The following is an 18,181-nucleotide window of genomic DNA, read 5'->3' as shown; positions in this document are numbered from 1 at the left end:
TATATTGAAGTTATAAAGTAACCTTAGATTAATGCCAAAAAATAATAAATTAAAAAGTATACTAATAATAGGTTCAGGACCCATAATAATTGGGCAAGCCTGTGAATTTGACTACTCTGGAACTCAAGCTCTTCGTTCACTTAGAGAAGATGGAATTGAAACTATTTTGATCAATTCTAATCCTGCAACTATTATGACTGATCCATCCATGGCAGATCATATTTATTTAAAACCTTTAACAACTAAATCCATAATTGAAATTTTAAAAATACATAATATAGATGCTGTTTTACCTACTATGGGAGGACAAACTGCTCTAAACCTATGTATAGAGGCTGATGATAAAGGTGTGTGGAATGATTTTAATGTTAAAATCATAGGTGTCGATATTGACGCAATTCAAATAACAGAGAATCGTGAACAGTTTAAACAATTGTTAAAAAAAATTAATATTCCAGTAGCACCTGCTGAAACCGCTAACTCATTTTTAAAAGGTAAAGAAATTGCTCAAAAATTTGGCTTTCCCTTAGTTATTAGACCTTCATTTACTCTTGGTGGAACTGGTGCGTCATTTGTTCATAAGGAAGAAGCTTTTAGCGAATTATTAACGCGTGGTCTAGAAGCATCCCCCATTCACGAAGTCCTTATTGATAAGGCTTTGGTAGGATGGAAAGAATATGAATTAGAATTATTAAGAGATAAAAACGATAACGTAGTAATTATTTGTACTATTGAGAATATGGATCCAATGGGTATTCATACTGGAGATTCGATAACAGTAGCTCCTGCAATGACCCTTTCTGACCATACCTTTCAAAGAATGAGAGATATGGCTATTAAGATGATGAGAAGTATTGGAGATTTTGCTGGTGGCTGTAATGTTCAATTTGCGGTAAGCCCTGATAAAAAAGAAGATATCATAGCTATAGAAATTAACCCAAGAGTTTCTCGTTCTTCAGCCTTAGCATCTAAGGCGTCTGGTTATCCAATAGCAAAAATAGCAGCTAAATTAGCAATTGGATATACTTTAGATGAATTAGAAAATCAAATAACAAAATCCACATCAGCGCTATTTGAACCAGCTCTAGATTACGTTATTGTTAAAATTCCTCGATGGAACTTTGATAAATTTGAAGGATCTGATCGAACACTTGGCTTGCAAATGAAATCTGTAGGTGAGGTTATGGGAATTGGAAGATCTTTTCAAGAAGCTCTTCACAAAGCAACACAATCACTAGAGATTAAAAGAAATGGTTTAGGTGCTGACGGTAAAGGTTATACTGATTATGATCAAATTTTATATAAATTAAAAAATGCTAGTTGGGATAGAGTATTCGTTATTTATGATGCAATACAAATAGGGATTCCTTTAATAACAATACATGATCTTACTAAGATTGACATGTGGTTTTTAAAGCAGTATGAAGAGCTGTTCAAGCTAGAATGTGAAATCACAAATTATTCAATAGAAACAATTGCTTCTCCTTTAATGTTAGAAGCTAAGCAGAAGGGTTTTGCCGACAGACAAATTGCTCATATGTTAAATTGTTTAGAAAGTCAAGTTTATAAAAAAAGAGATATGCTTGGTATTCAGCGTGTTTATAAGTTGGTTGATACTTGTGCAGCTGAATTTGGAGCTAAAACTCCATACTATTATTCCACTTTTGAAGAAAAAATGCAATTAGCAAATTCTAACAAAGCCTTTAGTGTTAATGAAAGTGTTGTGAGTGATCGTAAGAAAATTGTTGTACTTGGGTCTGGTCCAAATAGGATCGGTCAGGGTATTGAGTTTGATTATTGTTGTGTTCATGGTGTTTTGGCTTCAAGTGAGGCAGGCTATGAAACCATAATGATTAATTGTAACCCCGAAACTGTCTCTACAGATTTTGATGTAGCAGATAAGCTTTATTTTGAGCCTGTGTTTTGGGAGCACATATATGACATTATAAGACATGAAAAACCTTATGGAGTCATTGTTCAATTAGGTGGTCAAACAGCTTTAAAATTAGCTGAAAAGCTTGACCGATATGGGATTAAAATTATTGGCACAAGCTATAAATCACTTGATTTAGCAGAGGATAGAGGAAGTTTTTCAACCCTTTTAAAAGATAATAATATTCCATACCCTGATTTTGGTGTTGCTGAAACTGCAGAAGATGCAATCAAATTAACAGAAGAGTTGAGTTTTCCTATTTTAGTCAGACCATCATATGTTTTAGGCGGTCAAGGAATGAAAATTGTTATAAACAAAGAAGATTTAGAAGCTCACGTTGTTGATTTATTAAGAAAAATGCCTAACAACAAGCTTTTGTTAGATCATTATTTAGACGGGGCTATAGAGGCTGAAGCTGACGCTATTTCTGATGGAGAAGATGTTTATATTATTGGAATAATGGAACATATTGAACCGTGCGGTATTCATTCTGGAGATTCTAATGCAACTTTACCTCCCTTTAATTTGGGCGAGTATGTACTTCAACAAATTAAAGATCACACTCGTAAAATCGCATTAGCTCTAAAAACAAAAGGATTGATTAATATTCAATTTGCAATTAAAAATGATAAAGTATATATAATTGAAGCTAATCCGAGAGCTTCTAGAACAGTTCCATTTATATCAAAGGCTTATAATGAGCCATATGTTAATTATGCTACAAAAATAATGTTGGGAGATAAAAAGGTGAGTGATTTTAAATTTAATCCCATTTTAAAAGGCTATGCTATAAAACAACCAGTTTTTTCTTTTGATAAATTCCATAATGTAAATAAGCAATTGGGTCCTGAAATGAAAAGTACAGGAGAAAGTATTTTATTTATTGATGACCTTAAAGATGATGAATTCTATAACTTATATTCAAGAAGAAAAATGTATTTGACTAAATAGTTTTTACTAATTTTTAACTATTCCAAAACCAGGAATTTCTATAATTAATCTTTGCTCTCTTTCCATTTCAGGGTCAATAACCCTATTTTCAATAAGATTATCTTGATAAAACGGCGTTCGCGCCGCAAAATTAATACCATTAATTATTTCTATTGCCTTTGAAAATAATGGTTCATCTGGACTTCCTAATGCTCCGAGTTGAGAAACACTTTCTTTAAATTCATAATTTGGTTTTAATCCTTCAGTATAATCAGAGAAGTCTTCACTATTTGCGATTGCTAAAACAATTGGTTGCATTGCATATTTATGATTAGGATTCTTATTACCATCATTATCTATATAGTCATAAATGGTAATTGAGCCTACGTTTTTTCCTGTAGTTGTGTCACCGATTTGTATTACATCTATATATGAAGCTAAACTATTTATTAAAAGTTCACTCGCAGAAGCACTTTCACTTGATGTCAAAACATATAGTTTTTGGACATTAAGACTATTCAGCGCCATGCCACTAGATAGTGAACCTACAAAATAATCATTCAGATCTTCTTTTTTTTCTTCCCAATACATGTTAAGTTTAGAATTCCAGTTTTGTTTAGAAAAAACTTCACCGGTAAACTGACCAGTTATTAGACTAGATAAAACGATACAATTATTAATTGATCCTCCTCTATTATATCTTAAGTCTAGAACAAGGTCAGTTACGTTTTCAGCTTTAAAATCAGCAAAAACATCATTTAACTCATTTTCGTAACTAGAAACGAACTGATTATACATTAAGTATCCAATCTTATATGTGCCTGTTACTGAACCAGTTATTGATCCAGATTGGATAGTTTTACTAACATGCACTGGATTTTTTTCAAAATTCTCCTCTTTGGTTAATGTTATGTTTTGACCATTTGGAATAAAGCTACCACTTTCATAATTAGTAAGAGTAATGGTATAAGTCATTGCTTCATCACTAAATAATAAATCTCTGTAATTACTAATCGTTAAATTAAAACCATTAACTATCGTAAATAAATCACCTCTGAAAATATTTTTTAATGAAGCATCAGATTCTGGATGAACATACTTAACATAGGCAACTAAATCATCACATCCGCTACATTGTCTTGTTAAACCAAACTCCAATCCGTTAGACGCTACAATTCCCTGTAATGAATTTTCCAGAGCAACATAATCATCAACTATCCAGCTAAATCTATCTGCTGAATATAATAATAAATCAAAAAATGAATCAGGGTTAGAATTTTGGGATATAAACTGGGTGTATGTATTTTGATTTTCAATCATAGTGTCAGCAAGATTTGGAACATCAGATTGCCAATAATAAAATTCATTCAATCCTTTCCATATAAAATCACTAATCTCAAGATTATCACTGAGTTCAATTAAATTATCATCTTTATCTTTTGAGCAACCATAACTGATAAACAAAATCAAAATTAGTATGTGTTTTAAAATTTTCATTGATTTAAATTCCTGTATAATTAAAGGGAGTAATTGCTTTGAGTTCTGTTTTTATAGAATCACTTATATTTAATTTGTCTATAAAATCTGACATACTTTCCTTAGTTATTTTGGTGTTAATCCTTGTTAAATCTTTTAAGGCTTCATAAGGGTTTGGATAACCTTCCCTTCTTAATATTGTTTGAATTGCTTCAGCTATTACTGCCCAGTTTTTTTCTAGATCATCATGAATTTTATTTTTATTAACTAATAATTTTGATAAACCTTTTAGTGTAGATTTAAGTGCAATAATTGTATGACCTAATGGGACACCAATGTTTCTTAAAACAGTACTGTCAGTTAAATCACGTTGAAGCCTTGATATTGGAAGCTTATCTGAAAAAAAGCTAAAGGTTGCATTAGCAAGTCCAAGGTTCCCTTCAGAGTTTTCAAAATCTATTGGATTGACTTTGTGAGGCATAGCAGAAGATCCAACTTCTCCATCATTTATTTTTTGTTTAAAATAATCCATTGATACATAAGACCAAATATCCCTATTAAAATCAATTAAAATTGTGTTAATCCTTCTTAAGGAATCACATAGAGCAGCAAATGAATCGTAGTGCTCTATTTGTGTTGTTGGAAATGAATGTTTTAAGCCAAAGTTTTTTTCAACTAAATTTGTACTAAAACTTTTCCAATCAATGTTTGGGTATGCTACATGGTGAGCATTAAAATTACCAGTAGCTCCTCCAAATTTAGCTGAATGTGGAATTTGTAATAGAGATACTTTTTGATTTTCAATTCTCTCAATAAAAACCATAAACTCCTTACCTAATTTAGAAGGAGAAGCAGGCTGACCATGAGTCCTTGCAAGTATCGGTATATCTTTAAAATCTTCTGAAAGCAAAGACATTTTAGTTAAAACTTCTTCTAATTCAGGCAAATAAACTTTATTGATTGCTTCTTTTATTGATAGAGGAATTGCGGTATTGTTTATGTCTTGAGAAGTTAAGCCAAAGTGTATAAACTCTTTATAATCTTGTAAATCAAGTTTATCAAATTCTTGTTTTATAAAGTATTCAACTGCCTTTACATCATGATTTGTTTTTTTTTCAATTTCTTTTATTTCTAAAGCATCATCAGAACTAAAATGTATGTAAATACTTTGAAGATCTTCAAATAATGAGTTATTGAATTCTGACAATTGAGGTAAGGGTAGTTTGCACAAAGAAATAAAATACTCTATTTCAATTTGCACTCTATATTTAATTAAAGCTTCTTCAGAAAAATAATTTGATAGAACTTTTGTTTTAGACCTATACCTACCATCAATAGGAGAAATCGCATTTAATGCTGTTAGCAACATATTTAATATAAATTGGTCCACAAAGATACATTTCTTTTAATTTATAATTAAATTATTGAGTTCCAAGCATTATTCTGTATTCTTCATAACAAGAACTAATTGCTTCTAAAATTTGTAAGTCATTAGATTGTTTAATAAATAAATCAGAATAATTGCAATTCCGAATAATTTCTTCTAAATCAATTTTTTTAATACCAAGTAGTTGAACTAAAACTTCCCTGTCAAATTTAGAAATCAGTAAGTTTTTAATTTCATCATCTGCTCTCACTTGTTTGAGTTTTTTTAACTGTTTTGGGTTTTTTCCGAACAGATTATGAAGAAAATCTGCAGGGTTAAATAAAGTACTTAATGCTTTACTAATAGCACCTTTGTTTCTGTTTCCTGCTTCATATCCAGAATTAGGAAGACCTGAAATACTATACCTTGCTGCTGAATTTATTGGTACATTTTTCACATCAATTTCTAAATATCCTGTAAGTTCGTATGGACGTAAAATGATTTCTTCTAAAGCAAAAGCTAAGCCAGTCAATTTAAACTTAGAATTTCCAAATTTTATCATATCTCCTGTTACTGATATTTTTAATGGTTTATAACCCACATAAGAAAAATACAAAGTATCATTTAGAGATGCTTCAATCTCAAATTCTCCTTTCTGATTTGTTATTGTTCCGATTACTCTATTAAGATTAATAACATGAACACTTCGCATTGGAGCTTCAGTGATCTCGTTTTCAACAGACCCTTTAAAAATCTTGATTTTATCTTGAGCTTCTATTAAGGAAGAACTCAGAAAACATGCTATATAGAAAAAATATTTCATTTAATTATACCGAATATAATTGTGATTAATACAAATATAAAGGTCTTTAAAGTCAAATCTATATATTTAGTTTTATTAAATATTTAATTAACTTTTTTAAAGCAATTCCTCTGTGACTTATTTCATTTTTTTTCTTTAAACTTAATTCTGCAAAAGTTTTATTTAAATTATCAGGTTTAAAAATAGAATCATAACCAAATCCTGCGCTTCCCCTTGGAGAATCAATAATTTTACCCTTTACAATTCCTTCAAATAGTTGACTTTTATTTTCTGTAATTAACGATATACATGTTCTGAATTGCGCAGAACGATTTATTATTGATTTCATTTTTTTTAAAATCAAATCAATATTTTTATCAGAATCTACTGGTATACCAGCATAACGAGCTGAAAAAACACCCGGCTCACCTCCAAGCTTATCAACTTCTAGTCCAGAGTCATCTGAAAAACAATTATATCCATAATTATTTTTTATATAACTTGATTTGATAAATGCATTTTCAGAGATTGTTTTTCCTGTTTCTTCAATTTCTTCAAAGCACCCAATGTCCTGTAAACTTAATATTTTGATGAACTTTGGAATAAAAGTTTTTATTTCTTTTATTTTATTTTGATTGTTAGTGGCAAAAACCAGAGTCATTTTATGTGTGGTGATAATTTTCATTTTTCAATATAGTATTAGCTCTATACAATTGTTCATAAAAAAACAGTCTAGTCATTTGATGAGTAAAGGTCATTTATGACAAAAATATGTTTTGATTTTTTAATTTATAAATAGATTCTGAAAACCCATATGTACCTCCAATAACAAAAACTATTCTTTTACAATTAGCATCATCTTTTTTATTTAAGAATTTTACAAAATCATTAGAACTTAATGAATCACCTGATTCATCAAGCAAGATGCACAAATCTCCATTTTTTAATTTTATTTGAATCAAAACTCCTTCCTTTTCTTTTTTCCTTTAAGAGACAGGTTTTTGGAGTTTTTTTTATCAGAAGTATTAATAGTTGAAAATTAAATATAATGCCCTATCCTTTGCTTGTAATCATTCAATAAATTCTTTAGATTATTACTTTTAGTCTTATTTACGTTTAATAGTACGATCTCCATATTACAAAAATAATGGAGATTAAATAATTAACACATTTAAAATCTATAATTCCATGTTATATTTGAATTGAAAAAGATGAATTTTGAGAAATCGATTTAAAAACATTCCCTTATTAAAGTCAATAATTGAACTTTTGGATTCTGTTAAACTACCAGGTTTTAATGGTTTTTCTTTTTTTGATTTACTTGAAATGTATTTTTCAGGAATTATAAAGGGAGCTCTTACTGCAAGAGCTGGAAGTATTTCTTTTAGTTTTTTCATGGCTATTTTCCCCTTTCTTCTTTTTATTTTAAATCTTATACCTTTTATCCCAATTAATAATTTTGATTCAATTTTATTAAACTTTATAGAGTTATTAGTTCCAAATGATAGTCAAGGGTTTTTTTCTCAAATTTTTCAAGATATTCAGAATAAACCTCGTGGGGGTTTGTTGTCCTCGGTTTTTATACTATCTGTAATTCTAACAGCCAATGGAGTTAGTGCAATATTTTCAGGCTTTGAAGAGTCATACCATATTGAGCTTTCTAGAAATTTCTTTAAGCAATACTTATATTCTGTTGGCGTTGCAATATTATTAGCATTTACTTTATTATTAGCTGTAGTTTTTGCTGTCTATTTTGAAATATACATATACAAACATTTTAAACAGCTGCTTCAAAATACTTTAGATTGGATAAGATTGGGACAGTCATTTTTTTATATTGTACTTACATATTTCTCGGTTTCTATTTTGTATTACTTTGGAACAATCGAAGGTAGAAAGTCAAAGTTTTTCTCTCCAGGTGCATTGATGACAACATTATTGATAATGCTTACTACTTGGCTTTTTGGAATTTATATAGAAAATTTCTCCACATACAATCAACTATACGGCTCAATAGGTGCATTATTAATTTTCATGCTCTACATATGGTTAAATTCAAACGTGCTTCTTCTTGGTTTTGAGTTAAACGCAACACTTATGCGCTTAAAAAATGAAGTTCCAAAAAAAGAATAAGACATGAACTTTTATTAATTTTGAATATGCATTTTTTTGTTGATGTTTATTTACCATTGGCTTTGCCAAAACCATTTACTTATTTAGTAAACGAGAAAGAATTTAAAATTATCTCTCCAGGATATAGAGTTGCTGTTCCTTTTGGTAAATCAAAAATTTATACAGGTATAGTTGCTCGTAAACATAATGTATCACCTCAAACTTATGAAGCGAAAAACATAGAATCAATTTTAGATGATAAACCCTGTGTTTATTCTTTTCAAATTGAATTTTGGGAATGGATAGCTGACTATTACCAATGTTCAGTTGGATCAGTTCTGAAAGCTTCAATACCTGCAACATTGCTTTTGGAGAGTGAAACTAATATTGTTAAAAACCCTAGTCTTTCAATTGATAAAAATATTCTTTCAGACGAAGAATACCTTGTTTATGAGGCTCTAGAAAAGTCAGTTTTAAAAATTGAACATGTTGTAAAAATTTCAGGAAAAAGAAATGCTATTAAATTACTTCAGCCTTTAGTTAGAATGGGAGCTGTAATTATTCATCAAAATATTCAAGAAAAATATAAAGCAAAAACAGAAAGAGTTTTTCGAATAAATCAAAAAGTCATAGAATCTAAAACATTTGAAAAGCTCTTCACTTCCCTAAACAGATCTCCCAAGCAAAGAGATTTTGTAATGTCTTTATTTGCCTTAGGAAATAATAAAAATCAATGGATAAGTGCAAAAACAATTTTTAAAAAGTCAGATACGTCAAGTTCAATTTCTAGAGCACTTTTGAGTAAATTTATTATTGAGGAAAAATATATTAAAATTGAAAGATTTGTATATAAAGGAAAAGTCGAAGCATCTCTTCAGCAGCTTTCTATTGATCAAGAGAAGGCCTTTGTTTCATTAAAAAAGGAGTTTAATGATAAAAAAGTAGTTCTTCTACAAGGAGTTACGTCTTCAGGTAAAACTGCAGTATATATGAAATACATCAAGGAAGTTATTGAGAAAGGCGGTCAAGTCTTGTTTTTACTTCCAGAAATTTCAATTACCTCACAAATGGTTGTAAGATTTCAAGCTTATTTTGGAAGTCTAGTTCAAGTTTATCATTCTAAATTTAGCTTAAATGAGAGAACTGAAGTCTGGAGGAATGTTTACGAAGGGGCTGACAATGCGAAAGTTATTATAGGAGCAAGATCTTCACTTTTTTTACCATTCAAAAACCTTGATCTAATTGTAGTTGACGAAGAGCATGAAACATCTTACAAGCAATTTGACCCAGCTCCGAGATATCATGCTAGAGATGCGTCCATTTATTTATCAAATATTTCAAATTCGAAAGTCATTTTAGGATCTGCGACTCCAAGTCTAGAAACTTTGATTAATGTAAAAAACAAGAAATATGGTTTTGTTAATCTGAAAAAGAGATTTGGAGGCGTAAAGTTGCCAGAAATTAAAACTATCGATCTAAAAGATGCTCATAAAAAAAAGAAGATTAAAGGGGATTTATCTATTGATTTAATTGAGTCAATTTCTAAAACTTTAGAGTCGGATAAACAAGTGATTTTATTTCAAAATAGAAGGGGTTATGCTCCAATTTTAGAATGTATAACGTGTGGACATATGCCTGAATGTGTTCAATGTGATGTAACATTGACTCATCACAAAAACAGCGGTAAACTTCAATGTCATTATTGTGGATATAATATACCTATTCCTGTAATGTGTCATTCCTGTGGCTCTCCTAATATAACTACTAAAGGAACTGGAACTCAGCAAATTGAAAAACAATTAAATGATCTTTTTCCAAATGTAGCTATAGCTCGAATGGATTGGGATAGTACAAGGGGTAAAAATGATTTTGATAGAATTATTAATTCGTTTTCATCGCAAGAAATAAAAATTTTAGTTGGGACACAAATGGTTGTTAAGGGATTAGATTTTAAAAATGTTCATTTAGTGGGTGTTATAAATGCAGATCATTTAATCAACTTTCCTGATTTTAGGTCTTATGAAAGAAGTTTTCAGATGCTTACTCAAGTTGCAGGAAGATCGGGAAGATCTGATCAAAGGGGTAGAGTTTTAATTCAAACATACCAGCCTCACCACCCAGTGATTAAAAATGTGATTGATAATGATATGAATTCCTTCGTTGATTCTGAATTAAAGGATAGAAAATTACATTCTTACCCGCCTTTTGTAAGGTTAGTTAGAATAACTTTAAAAAATAGAAATATAGAAACACTTTCAATAGCTTCTGATTGGTTTTTGAATGTTTTGAGTCAGTCTTTCCGTGGAAAGATTTTAGGTCCGGTTTATCCTCCAGTTGCAAGAGTTAGAAATTATTACCATAAACAATTACTTATTAAGCTTGACACCAAATCATCTAGACTGCATTTTAAAAAAGTTTTACAAAAAACTAAAAAAAGCTTTGAAAGCATAGCTTCTTTTAAAAGCACAAAATTTATTATTGATGTTGATCCTTGTTAGTATAATATTTTTAAAAAATAATATAGAAAAAAACCTAATTACTTGGTGGTTCAAATGAGTTCTACTACTTTTGCAGACTAAAATAAAAATTATGAATCATTATGAAACTGTTTTCATTCTAAATCCCGTTCTGTCTGAAACCCAGATAGAGGAAGCAGTTCAGAAATATGAAAAATTTCTGATTTCCGAAGGTGGAAGCATAACCAGTAAAGAAAACTGGGGCTTAAAAAAACTAGCTTACCCAATTCAAAATAAAAAAAGTGCTTTTTATCATTTGTTTGAATATACAGCTATTGGTGATACAATAGACGAGTTAGAAGTTTCTTTTCGAAGAGATGAACGTATAATGAGATATCTAACTGTTAAGCTAGATAAACACTCTCTAGCATGGGCTGAAAAAAGAAGAAAAAAGAACACTGTAAAAGCATAATTTATGTCAAAAATTGAAGAACAAAATAGTGGAAAAAAAGAAGGAGAGATTAGATATCTAACTCCTCTTAATATTGACACAACAAATAAAAAAAAGTATTGTAGATTTAAGCGTACTGGAATTAAGTATGTTGATTACAAAGACTCTAGCTTTTTAATTAAGTTTGTAAATGAGCAGGGTAAAATTTTACCGAGACGTTTAACAGGAACTTCATTAAAATACCAACGAAAGGTTTCAATTGCCGTAAAACGTGCTCGTCATCTTGCCTTAATGCCATATGTGGCAGATATGTTAAAATAAATTATAGATATCATGCAAATTATATTAAAAGTAGATGTTCAAAACGTAGGTTTTAAAGATGACCTCTTAGAGGTAAAAAATGGATATGGCCGTAATTTTTTAATTCCCCAAGGAAAAGCAGTTTTAGCTACTATTTCAGCCAAAAAAGTTTTAAATGAAAATTTAAAACAAAGGGCTTTCAAAGAAGAAAAAATTGTTAAAGAAGCAAAGTCTTTCGGTAATAAGTTAATGAAAATTGAAATGAAACTAGTTTCTAAAGTTTCAAGTGGGGATAAGCTTTTTGGCTCGATAACCTCACAAGATATAGTTGCTTTTTTTGATTCTAAAGGTGAATCTGTTGACAAGAAATTCATAAGTATCCCAGGAAGATCGATCAAAAGAACTGGTAAATATGAAGCTAGCATTCGCCTTCACAGAGACGTGAGTATTCAATTTCCATTTGAAATTACTGCTCAGGCTTAAATACTTAACAATTAAATTTAAACCCCATTTTATGGGGTTTTTTTATATATAATATTGAAATACTCTAGATTAACAAAAGAACAATTTGAATCTCTTAGTGATGAATTTTCTCTTTTCTTGGCGTCACAGTCTATTGATTCTAAACAATGGGATAAGATTAAAATAAGTTCAAAAGAAAGTGTTGATCATATTTTAGACTTATTTAGTGATTTAGTCTGGGATGACATTCTCCAGAAAGTAAAATTTATTGAAAACATTAGCTCAACTCATCTTTTTCTTTTTAAGTGTAATGAAAACTCAATTGATTCAATAATAATTAAATCTAGTGAATCTTCAATTAACTTAAATTCTTCTGAAGGTCAAGTTTGGCTTTTAAATAATTTACATTCCAATAATATTGAAGTTTTAAAATCAACTAAAAAATTTAATACTGATAAAAATAATGAGATTTATTCATTGATTTCAAAGGGTTCACAAATTTCTGAGGGTCAACTATTTATTATGTATGATGAAAGACTTTTAAAATCAAGTGAAAAGTAAGATATTTGTTTTGTAGATAATTATTATGTCATTAAAACCAACTACTCCTAAAGGCACAAGAGATTTTTCATCTAAAGTGTTGTCTAAACGTAATTACCTTAAGATGATTTTGCAAAAAGCTTTTGAATCTTTTGCATTTGAACCACTTGAAACACCATCATTTGAAAAATTAACAACTTTAATGGGCAAATATGGGGATGAAGGAGACCGACTAATTTTTAAAATTCTTAATTCTGGTGAGAAATTAAAAAAAGCTGATATAAATTCTCTTAAAAATAATTCTTTGAAAGAATTTTCTAATTCTTTGAGCGAAAAAGCCTTACGTTATGATTTAACTGTTCCTTTTGCCAGATATGTAGCTGGAAATCAAAATGATTTGATTTTTCCTTTTCGAAGATATCAGATTCAAAATGTATGGAGAGCTGACAGACCACAACATGGACGTTTTCAAGAATTTTGTCAATGTGATGCTGATATAGTTGGTGAAAGATCGCTGTGGCAAGAAGTTGAAATTATTTCACTTTATGATCGAGTATTTTCTGATCTAAAACTAGAAGGAGTAACTTTAAAAATTAATCACAGAAAAATTCTTGAAGGAATTGTAAAGTTAATTGGTAATGATAATCAATTAATCGATTTTACTGTTGCAGTTGACAAAATTGATAAGATTGGTCTTAAAGGCGTTGAAAACGAATTGTTGTCTAAGGGTTTTTCAGCTGATTCAATAAAAAAAATTAAACCTATTATTTCTTTAAAAGGTGATATTAATAAAATATTACTTGATTTAGAGTTTTTATTTAAGGACATCCCTGAGGGATTAAATGGAGTTGAGGAGTTAAGGTTTGTTTTTGATAAATTAAATAAAGTAGGTCTTCTGAAATCTGTAAAGTTGTCTTTTGATCTTACTCTTGCTAGAGGTCTTAATTATTACACAGGTATGATAGTCGAGGTAGATGGACCTCCAAGTGTGAAAATGGGATCAATTGGAGGAGGAGGAAGGTATGATGATTTGACTAGTTCTTTTGGAATGAAAGGCATAAGTGGAATTGGTATTTCTTTTGGTTTTGATCGAATATATCTTGTTTTAGAAGAACTAGATTTGTTCCCGGAAAATATAGAAATAAATACAGAAATTTTATTTTTAAACCTTGGAGTGAACAGTTCTGATGTTGCTTTCAGTAGTTTAACTAAATTAAGATCAGTTGGAGTTATTTGCGAAATTTACCCTTCCGAAATTAAAATGAGTAAGCAGTTAAATTATGCAAACAAGAAAAATATTGGTTTTGTTGTGATAATTGGAGATGAAGAACTTAAAAATAAAAAATTTACTCTTAAGGATATGTCTTCTGGAGAGCAAAATGAATATCCATTAGTTGACATGATAAAAATATTAAAAAATTTATCTAAATTTTAAATTTTTTCTGATTTTGTTGGCCTTTGATAAACTTGAAAAGGCTGTTTCAACAAATCTACTATTTTAGAATTTTTTTTCTCATCTGGAAAAACATCAACTCCATAAACTATTTTTTCTCTATCTAAATCCATATAGGTGCCAAAAATTCTATCCCAGATCGAGAATATATTTCCATAGTTGGCGTCTGTGTATGGCAATCTATAATGATGATGAATTTTATGCATATCTGGAGAAACCAGAACATAGCTTATTAATTTATCGATTTTTTTAGGAAGTTTAATATTTGCATGATTAAATTGAGTAGAAATAACAGAAAGGGATTGGTATAGCAAAACATATGCTATTGGGGCTCCAACAATTAATATTGCTAGTAAAGTAAAGCTAAATCTAATTAAGCTTTCTAAAGGATGGTGTCTGTTTGCTGTAGTTGTATCCACTTTATGATCAGAATGATGGACAAGGTGAATCATCCATAAAGAATTAAATTGATGTTCAACATAATGAGCCAGAAAAGCACCAAAAAAGTCAAGTAAAAGAACTGCAATGAAAACTTCAAGAATTAATGGGAGTTGATTAAAAAGATATATAAATCCAAATTTATTATATACAACCCAATCAGAAATAGCTAAAAGTAAAAAGGCTAATGAGAAGTTTATTAAAATTGTTGTTGTTGTGAAAAAAAAGTTTGGAATGGCATGTTTCCATTTTTTGTATTTAAATAAAAAAAGGGGAAGAGCACCTTCTAAAATCCAAAAAAACGAAATACCTCCTACTAGAATTATTGCCCTATGAAGGGTGGGTATGTTATTAAAATATTCAACAATAAATTCCATAGGGTATAAAGATCATTATTTTTTTTCAATTTGAATTTACTAATAATAAATTTCATATAAAAACATAAAAAATTTATATATTTATTTGATAAGGTTAAAAATTAAACCTTTTAATTTTTTTATAGTCTATATAATTGATGTTCATATCAATATAAATTAAAACCCAATTAAAAACCATAAAATGAAAAAATTTAGTTTATTAGTATTTAGTGTTCTATTTATGTTTAGTTCTTCATTTACAAATGCCCAAAAAAAGAGAGGGCAAAAAAAACAAGAATCAAAAACTACAAATAGGATAGATTTATCAGCATTTAAATTTAGAAATATTGGCCCTGCTTTTTTGTCAGGTAGAATCGCTGATATAGCAATACATCCAAACAAAGAAAACACATGGTATGTTGCTGTGGGCTCTGGAGGTTTATGGAAAACTGAAAACGCAGGAACAACTTGGACCCCTTTGTTTGATAAGCAATCTTCATACTCTACTGGATGTGTAACTATTGATAATAACAATCCATCAACTATATGGCTTGGAACTGGAGAAAATGTGGGTGGTCGTCATGTTGCCTATGGAGATGGTGTTTACAGATCTGATGATGAAGGAAAGACATGGAAGAATATGGGATTAAAAAAATCTGAACATATATCAAAAATTATAGTTCATCCTACAGATCCAGATATTGTATGGGTAGCTGCTCAGGGTCCTTTATGGAGTAAAGGAGGGGAAAGAGGATTATATAAAACTGAAAATGGTGGTAAAACATGGGTTCAGACTCTAGGAAATAAAGAATGGACAGGAGTTACAGATATTTTAATTGACCCAAGAGATCCAAACACTTTATATGCTGCTACATGGGATCGTCACAGAACTGTTGCTGCATTAATGGGTGGAGGACCAGGAACTGCAATTTACCGCTCAGATGATGGAGGTAATAACTGGAAAAAATTAAATAATGGAATCCCAAAATCCAATAAAGGTAAAATTGGTTTGGCAATTTCTCCGCAGAATCCTGATGTTGTTTATGCTGCTGTCGAACTAGATAGAACAAAAGGAGGTGTATTCAGATCAGAAAATAAAGGAGAATCGTGGAAAAAAATGTCAAATACTGTTTCTGGAGCCACTGGACCTCATTACTATCAAGAACTATATGCTAGTCCTCATAAATTTGACAGATTATATTTGATGAATGTTCGAGTTCTTAAATCAGAAGATGGAGGGAAAACATTCAATCAATTAAAAGAAGAAAAAAAGCATTCTGATAATCATGTTTTAGTTTTTAAACAAGATGATCCAGATTACCTAATGATAGGAACAGATGCTGGAATTTATGAAAGTTTCGATTTAGCTGATACATGGAGATACATAAAGAACCTCCCATTAACACAGTTTTATAAAGTTGCGGTAAATAACCATGAGCCTTTTTATCATATTTTTGGAGGAACACAAGACAATGGATCAGCTGGAGGCCCTTCTGCTACTGATGAAAGAGAAGGAATAAGTAATAAGCATTGGTATAAAACTCTTGGAGCAGATGGTCACCAATCTGCAACTGACCCTGAATTTAACGATATTATATATGCTGAAACACAACAAGGGGGGCTTCATCGAATTGATTTAACTACTGGTGACCAAATAATGATTCAGCCACAGCCTGATCTAGGAGATCCTTTTGAAAGATTTAATTGGGATGCGCCTATTTTGGTCAGTCCTCACAAAGCATCAAGACTTTATTTTGCATCTTCAAGAGTTTGGAAATCTGAAAATAGAGGGGATGATTGGATCCCAATATCAGAAGACTTGACAAGAAATGAGGAGAGAATAACTTTACCTATCATGGGACGTCAACAGAGTTGGGATAATGCATGGGATGTTGGAGCGATGTCAAATTACAATACAATAACTTCCTTATCAGAATCTCCAGTAAAAGAAGGTCTCATATATGCTGGAACAGACGATGGTTTTATTCAAGTAACTTCTAATGGTGGTGAAAGCTGGATGAAAATCCCAGTTACTAAATTAGGTATACCTTCTAGAAGTTTTGTTAACGATATTAAAGCTGATTTATATGATGAAAATACCGTCTATGTAAGTTTAGATAATCATAAAGAAGGAGATTTCAACCCTTATATTTTTAAAAGTACAGATAAGGGCGTTACTTGGAAATCGATTAAAGGAAACCTGCCAGACAGGATTCTAATATGGAGAATGGTTCAAGATCCAGTTGCTAAAAACTTACTTTTTGTAGCTACTGAATCTGGAGTTTACACTTCTTTAGATTCAGGTAATTCATGGAATAGACTTCCTGGAATGCCTAATATGGGAATTAGAGATTTAGTTATTCAAAAAAGAGAAAATGATTTGGTTGCTGCTTCATTTGGAAGAGGCTTCTTTGTACTTGATGATTATAGTGCATTAAGAGAAATGACTCCAGATAATTTGAAAAAAGAAGCAAAATTATATAGTCCTAGACCTGCAAAATGGTATAATCCAAAAAGCACTACGGGTAACACGGGAGCAGATTATTATTTTGCTGAAAATCCAGTTTTTGGTGCTGTTTTTACATATCATTTAAATGGAGACTTTTCTACCATCAAGCAAAAAAGAATGAAAAAAGAGGGTAAGCTAAACAAAGCAAATTCCAATATTCCTTTTCCTGGATGGGACGCTTTAGAAGATGAAAAAAATGAAAAAAAATCGATGGTTTGGCTTAATATAAAAGATTCAGATGGAAACATAATTAATAATATAAGTCAACCAGCTAAAAAAGGGACTCGAAAAATATCTTGGAACTTAAGACATTCTTCATCTACTCCGATTGATCCAGATAGAGTTTCAAGAGGGCAGGGAAGAGGATGGAGAAGCTGGGGAGGCCCTATGGCTATTCCTGGAAAGTATAGTGCTAGCATATATTTAGAAGCTAATGGAAAATATAAATTATTGGATGGTCCAATTAATTTTGATGTAAACTCTATTCGTGATGGAGTTCTGAAGGGGGCAGACTATGAAACTTATAACTCTTATAGGAATGAATTCACGAAACTTCAAAGTGATCTTGCAATGGCTAACAAAATGATGAGTGAAAAT

General features: G+C 30.4%; 14 protein-coding genes and 1 pseudogene. 9 read left to right on the top strand and 6 right to left on the bottom strand.

The genetic code is table 11. The annotated features are described in order from the left end of the window. Positions 1-31 precede the first annotated feature (31 nt). Positions 32-2,884, top strand: coding sequence for a carbamoyl-phosphate synthase large subunit (gene carB / locus AC34EU_RS05925; RefSeq protein ID WP_487534063.1), 2,853 nt, complete (start codon positions 32-34; stop codon positions 2,882-2,884). Between the two features lie 6 nt (positions 2,885-2,890). On the opposite strand, the gene AC34EU_RS05920 is transcribed toward carB, so the two are convergent. From AC34EU_RS05920 to AC34EU_RS05900, 5 genes and pseudogenes are all read right to left on the bottom strand, one after another. Then, positions 2,891-4,360, bottom strand: a complete 1,470-nt coding sequence (locus AC34EU_RS05920; protein WP_487534062.1) for a GFO_1087 family putative carboxy terminal peptidase — start codon at positions 4,358-4,360, stop codon at positions 2,891-2,893. Between the two features lie 4 nt (positions 4,361-4,364). Then, positions 4,365-5,708, bottom strand: coding sequence for an adenylosuccinate lyase (gene purB / locus AC34EU_RS05915; RefSeq protein ID WP_487534061.1), 1,344 nt, complete (start codon positions 5,706-5,708; stop codon positions 4,365-4,367). Between the two features lie 52 nt (positions 5,709-5,760). Then, on the bottom strand, positions 5,761-6,528 hold the full coding sequence (locus AC34EU_RS05910) for a carboxypeptidase-like regulatory domain-containing protein (RefSeq protein WP_487534060.1): 768 nt from the start codon (positions 6,526-6,528) through the stop codon (positions 5,761-5,763). A 58-nt stretch (positions 6,529-6,586) separates the two neighbouring features. After that, positions 6,587-7,192 carry an RdgB/HAM1 family non-canonical purine NTP pyrophosphatase gene (rdgB, locus tag AC34EU_RS05905; protein WP_487534059.1) on the bottom strand — a complete coding sequence of 202 codons (606 nt, stop codon included), beginning with the start codon at positions 7,190-7,192 and terminating at the stop codon, positions 6,587-6,589. Continuing rightward, positions 7,170-7,642, bottom strand: a pseudogene (locus tag AC34EU_RS05900) (23S rRNA (pseudouridine(1915)-N(3))-methyltransferase RlmH). The gene rdgB and the pseudogene AC34EU_RS05900 overlap by 23 nt, the downstream one beginning before the upstream one ends. A gap of 83 nt (positions 7,643-7,725) precedes the next feature. Between AC34EU_RS05900 and AC34EU_RS05895 the strand changes: the two are divergent. From AC34EU_RS05895 to hisS, 7 genes are all read left to right on the top strand, one after another. Next, positions 7,726-8,640, top strand: coding sequence for a YihY/virulence factor BrkB family protein (locus tag AC34EU_RS05895; RefSeq protein WP_487534058.1), 915 nt, complete (start codon positions 7,726-7,728; stop codon positions 8,638-8,640). Positions 8,641-8,666: 26 nt separating this feature from the next. Beyond that, the gene (gene priA, locus AC34EU_RS05890; RefSeq protein ID WP_489696108.1) at positions 8,667-11,117 is read left to right on the top strand and encodes a replication restart helicase PriA; all 2,451 of its coding nucleotides are present in this window, start codon (positions 8,667-8,669) and stop codon (positions 11,115-11,117) included. A gap of 91 nt (positions 11,118-11,208) precedes the next feature. After that, positions 11,209-11,547, top strand: a complete 339-nt coding sequence (gene rpsF, locus AC34EU_RS05885; protein ID WP_487534056.1) for a 30S ribosomal protein S6 — start codon at positions 11,209-11,211, stop codon at positions 11,545-11,547. 3 nt (positions 11,548-11,550) lie between these two features. After that, on the top strand, positions 11,551-11,847 hold the full coding sequence (gene rpsR, locus AC34EU_RS05880; RefSeq protein WP_487534055.1) for a 30S ribosomal protein S18: 297 nt from the start codon (positions 11,551-11,553) through the stop codon (positions 11,845-11,847). A 12-nt stretch (positions 11,848-11,859) separates the two neighbouring features. Next, positions 11,860-12,309 (top strand): 50S ribosomal protein L9, encoded by a 450-nt coding sequence (gene rplI / locus AC34EU_RS05875; RefSeq protein WP_487534054.1) that lies wholly within the window; start codon positions 11,860-11,862, stop codon positions 12,307-12,309. Positions 12,310-12,363: 54 nt separating this feature from the next. Beyond that, positions 12,364-12,849, top strand: coding sequence for a DUF6495 family protein (locus tag AC34EU_RS05870; protein ID WP_489696107.1), 486 nt, complete (start codon positions 12,364-12,366; stop codon positions 12,847-12,849). Positions 12,850-12,874: 25 nt separating this feature from the next. Further along, the gene (gene hisS / locus AC34EU_RS05865) at positions 12,875-14,263 is read left to right on the top strand and encodes a histidine--tRNA ligase (RefSeq protein ID WP_489696106.1); all 1,389 of its coding nucleotides are present in this window, start codon (positions 12,875-12,877) and stop codon (positions 14,261-14,263) included. On the opposite strand, the gene AC34EU_RS05860 is transcribed toward hisS, so the two are convergent. Continuing rightward, the gene (locus AC34EU_RS05860; protein ID WP_489696105.1) at positions 14,260-15,096 is read right to left on the bottom strand and encodes a sterol desaturase family protein; all 837 of its coding nucleotides are present in this window, start codon (positions 15,094-15,096) and stop codon (positions 14,260-14,262) included. The genes hisS and AC34EU_RS05860 overlap by 4 nt on opposite strands. A 181-nt stretch (positions 15,097-15,277) precedes the next feature. Here AC34EU_RS05860 and AC34EU_RS05855 point away from each other — a divergent pair. Then, positions 15,278-18,181 (top strand): WD40/YVTN/BNR-like repeat-containing protein (locus AC34EU_RS05855; protein WP_489696104.1); only part of this gene is annotated, 2,904 nt, incomplete at its 3' end.

Source organism: Candidatus Marivariicella framensis (genome assembly GCF_982709265.1).
The sequence above is the reverse complement of the archived record's forward strand: the minus strand, read 5'-3'. Positions and strand labels throughout refer to the sequence as shown.

Excerpts from the sequence above, each read along its gene's own strand:
- carB (WP_487534063.1), top strand. The coding sequence starts at position 32 with ATGCCAAAAAATAATAAATTAAAAAGTATACTAATAATAGGTTCAGGA.
- rpsR (WP_487534055.1), top strand. The coding sequence starts at position 11,551 with ATGTCAAAAATTGAAGAACAAAATAGTGGAAAAAAAGAAGGAGAGATT.
- rpsF (WP_487534056.1), top strand. The coding sequence starts at position 11,209 with ATGAATCATTATGAAACTGTTTTCATTCTAAATCCCGTTCTGTCTGAA.
- AC34EU_RS05860 (WP_489696105.1), bottom strand. The coding sequence starts at position 15,096 with ATGGAATTTATTGTTGAATATTTTAATAACATACCCACCCTTCATAGG.
- AC34EU_RS05910 (WP_487534060.1), bottom strand. The coding sequence starts at position 6,528 with ATGAAATATTTTTTCTATATAGCATGTTTTCTGAGTTCTTCCTTAATA.
- rdgB (WP_487534059.1), bottom strand. The coding sequence starts at position 7,192 with ATGAAAATTATCACCACACATAAAATGACTCTGGTTTTTGCCACTAAC.
- AC34EU_RS05920 (WP_487534062.1), bottom strand. The coding sequence starts at position 4,360 with ATGAAAATTTTAAAACACATACTAATTTTGATTTTGTTTATCAGTTAT.
- rplI (WP_487534054.1), top strand. The coding sequence starts at position 11,860 with ATGCAAATTATATTAAAAGTAGATGTTCAAAACGTAGGTTTTAAAGAT.
- hisS (WP_489696106.1), top strand. The coding sequence starts at position 12,875 with ATGTCATTAAAACCAACTACTCCTAAAGGCACAAGAGATTTTTCATCT.
- priA (WP_489696108.1), top strand. The coding sequence starts at position 8,667 with ATGCATTTTTTTGTTGATGTTTATTTACCATTGGCTTTGCCAAAACCA.
- purB (WP_487534061.1), bottom strand. The coding sequence starts at position 5,708 with ATGTTGCTAACAGCATTAAATGCGATTTCTCCTATTGATGGTAGGTAT.